3 protein-coding genes are annotated in these 2,905 nt (G+C 63.7%); all 3 read right to left on the minus strand.

Translation table 11 applies throughout. The features are described 5' to 3' along the window. The coding region (locus JOZ76_RS31255) for an NAD(P)-binding domain-containing protein (RefSeq protein ID WP_291705253.1) at positions 1-567 on the minus strand (567 nt) is incomplete at its 3' end. Next, on the minus strand, positions 564-1,649 hold the full coding sequence (locus JOZ76_RS31260) for an enoyl-CoA hydratase/isomerase family protein (protein WP_291705251.1): 1,086 nt from the start codon (positions 1,647-1,649) through the stop codon (positions 564-566). The genes JOZ76_RS31260 and JOZ76_RS31255, both read right to left, overlap by 4 nt. Further along, complete coding sequence (locus JOZ76_RS31265; RefSeq protein ID WP_291705252.1) at positions 1,646-2,791, minus strand: isobutyryl-CoA dehydrogenase; 1,146 nt, start codon at positions 2,789-2,791, stop codon at positions 1,646-1,648. The genes JOZ76_RS31260 and JOZ76_RS31265 overlap by 4 nt, the downstream gene beginning before the upstream one ends. Between the last annotated feature and the right edge of the window lie 114 nt (positions 2,792-2,905).

The raw sequence follows: 2,905 nt of genomic DNA on the forward strand, positions 1-2,905 counted from the left end.
GATCATGGAAATGCCGAGGATCATGTTGTTGCAGATTTTCGCCGCCTGCCCGGCTCCGGCGCCGCCGCAATGCACGATCCGCTTGCCCATTTTCTCCAGCACCGGCTTGGCCGCCGCAAACGCCTTCTCGTCGCCACCGCACATGAAAGTCAGTGTCGCGGCCCTGGCGCCGCCGGTGCCGCCGGAAACCGGCGCATCGACCGAGGCCATGCCGTGCTGTGCTGCCAGCGCATGCGCCTGCTTGGCGCTGTCGACATCGATGGTCGAGCAATCGATGATGAGAGTGCCTTTTGCCATCGCTAGCACCACCTCGTTCCAGACCGCCAGCACGTGCTTGCCGGCCGGCAGCATGGTGACGACGACATCGACGCCCTTGACCGCGGCAGCGGCACTCGTGGCGAGTTCGGCGCCATCCGACCTGGCCTGATTGCGCGAGGCCTCGACGAGATCGAACGCGATCACTGTCTCGCCTGCCTTGACCAGATTGGCGGCCATCGGCCCGCCCATGTTGCCAAGGCCGATGAATGCGATTTTTGTCATGTCCGTCTCCTCGGCCTTATCATCTATTTTGTTCGATCGAATACGAGTTCATCGGCGCCGATCTCGGCAAAATAGGGCGCGATCATCGCCTCGCTCACGTCCTCGATTCCTGGCGGCGACCATTTCGGCTTGCGGTCCTTGTCGATGACGGCCGCCCGCACGCCCTCACGAAAATCGTCGCTCCGAAAAACCTCCAGCGCGGCACGATATTCCCGCACCAGGCACTCTTCCAGCGACGATGCCAGCCGCGCGAGCCGCAGCAGTCTTAGCGTCACCACCATGCCGCGCGGCGATTTCTCGCCCAGGGTCTTGAGCGTCGCCTGCGCAAGCTCCGAGCCATCGCGCTGCAGCGCCGCGATGATGTCCTGCATCCGATCATGCGCAAACCATCGGTCGATCTGCGCCTGCTGCGCGGCCACCGGCCCGGATGTCTCGCCAGTCGTAAAGCCGTCGATGAGTGTTTTGACGTCGGCAGCAGACGCTCCCGAACGAACCCGGGTCAATGCGTCGCGCAACTCCGCCAACTTCGCCGAGGGCACCACCGCATCCGCAAAACCCGCATGAACGGCATCGGGCCCGTTCATGGGCTGGCCGGTCAGCCCAAAATAGGTCCCGATCTCGCCAGGCGCGCGCGCGAGCAAAAAAGTGCCGCCGACATCGGGAAAGAAGCCGAGTCCGACTTCGGGCATTGCAAGCCGGGTCCTGTCGGTCACGACACGATGGCTCGAATGCGCCGACAGGCCGACGCCGCCGCCCATCACGATACCGTCCATGAATGACACGTACGGTTTTGGAAATTTGGCGATGCGGGCGTTGAGGATGTATTCCTCGCGCCAAAGAATCTTGCCGAGATCGCCGCCGACCTTGGAGCTCTCATAGAGCGCGCGAATGTCGCCGCCGGCGCAAAGGCCGCGCTCGCCGGCGCCTTCGAGCAGGATCAGGCTGATTGCGGCATCGGCCTCGAAACCATCGAGCGCCTTTTCGATGTGGCGAAACATTTCCAGCGTCACGGCGTTGATGGCCTTCGGCCGGTTGAGCCGGATGATCCCGGCGCTGCCCTCGCGCTGCGCGATCAGGTCGGGCTCAGCCACAGCGGATGTCGCGGTCATCGCGCGCCCTCGATCAGCTTGCGCGCTACGATCAGCTGCATGATCTCGTTGGTCCCTTCCAGGATCTGATGCACCCGCAGATCGCGCACGATTTTTTCGATGCCGTATTCGCTCAAATAGCCATAGCCGCCGTGAAGTTGCAGCGCCTGATTGGCGACTTCGAAACCGACATCGGTGCCGAAACGCTTGGCCATCGCACAAAGCTTGGTCGCCTCAGCATCCTTGCGGTCGAGCGCCGCCGCCGCGCGCCACACAAACGTGCGCGCCGCCTCCAGTTCGATCGCCATGTCGGCGAGACGGAACTGCAGCGCCTGGAATTCGTCGAGCCGTTTGCCAAACGCCTTGCGCTGCTTCATGTAGGCGAGCGCCTTGTCGAGCGCGCATTGCGCGCCGCCGAGCGAACAGGCGGCGATATTGATGCGCCCGCCGTCGAGCCCGGCCATCGCGATCTTGAAGCCGATGCCCTCATCGCCGAGGCGGTTTGCGACCGGCACCCGCGCATTCTCGAAGATCACTGCGCGGGTCGGCTGCGCATTCCAGCCCATCTTGCGCTCATTGGCTCCGAGCGAAAGCCCCGGCGTGTTGCCCTCGACCACCAGCGTCGAGATGCCACCGGGCCCATCGGCGCCAGTGCGCACCATCACGACGTAGAGGTCGCCAGCACCGGCGCCGGAAATGAACTGCTTCTGACCGTTCAGCACATAATGATCGCCATCGCGCACCGCACGGGTGCGTAAAGCGGCCGCATCCGAGCCCGAGCCGGGCTCGGTCAGGCAGTAGCTCGCGATCAGCTCCATGGTGCAAAGTTTCGGCAGCCATTTTTGGCGTTGGGCATCGCTGCCGAAGGCATCGATCATCCAGCTCGCCATGTTGTGGATGGAGATGAACGCAGAGACGGTCGGACAACCCTGCGCCAGCGCCTCGAAGATCAGCGCCGCATCGAGCCGGCTCAGGGCCGAGCCGCCGACATCGTCGCCGATATAGATGCCGCCCATGCCGAGGCGCGCCGCCTCGCGCATCACGTCGACCGGAAAATGCTTCTCCTCGTCCCAGCGGATCGCGTGGGGTGCGATCTTCTCCGCGGCAAAGTCGCGCGCCATCTCGCGGAGCGCGACCTGGTCCTCGTTGAGAGCGAATTGCATGCGCCGTTTATGTTTCCTCTCGGTCAGGTGGAGCTACTCGCCGCCGTCGTCATTGCGAGGAGCCGAAGGCGACGAAGCAATCCAGACTGTCTCCGCAGAAAAACTGGATTGCTT

This window comes from Bradyrhizobium sp., from assembly GCF_019244115.1.
Taxonomy (GTDB): Bacteria; Pseudomonadota; Alphaproteobacteria; order Rhizobiales; family Xanthobacteraceae; genus Bradyrhizobium.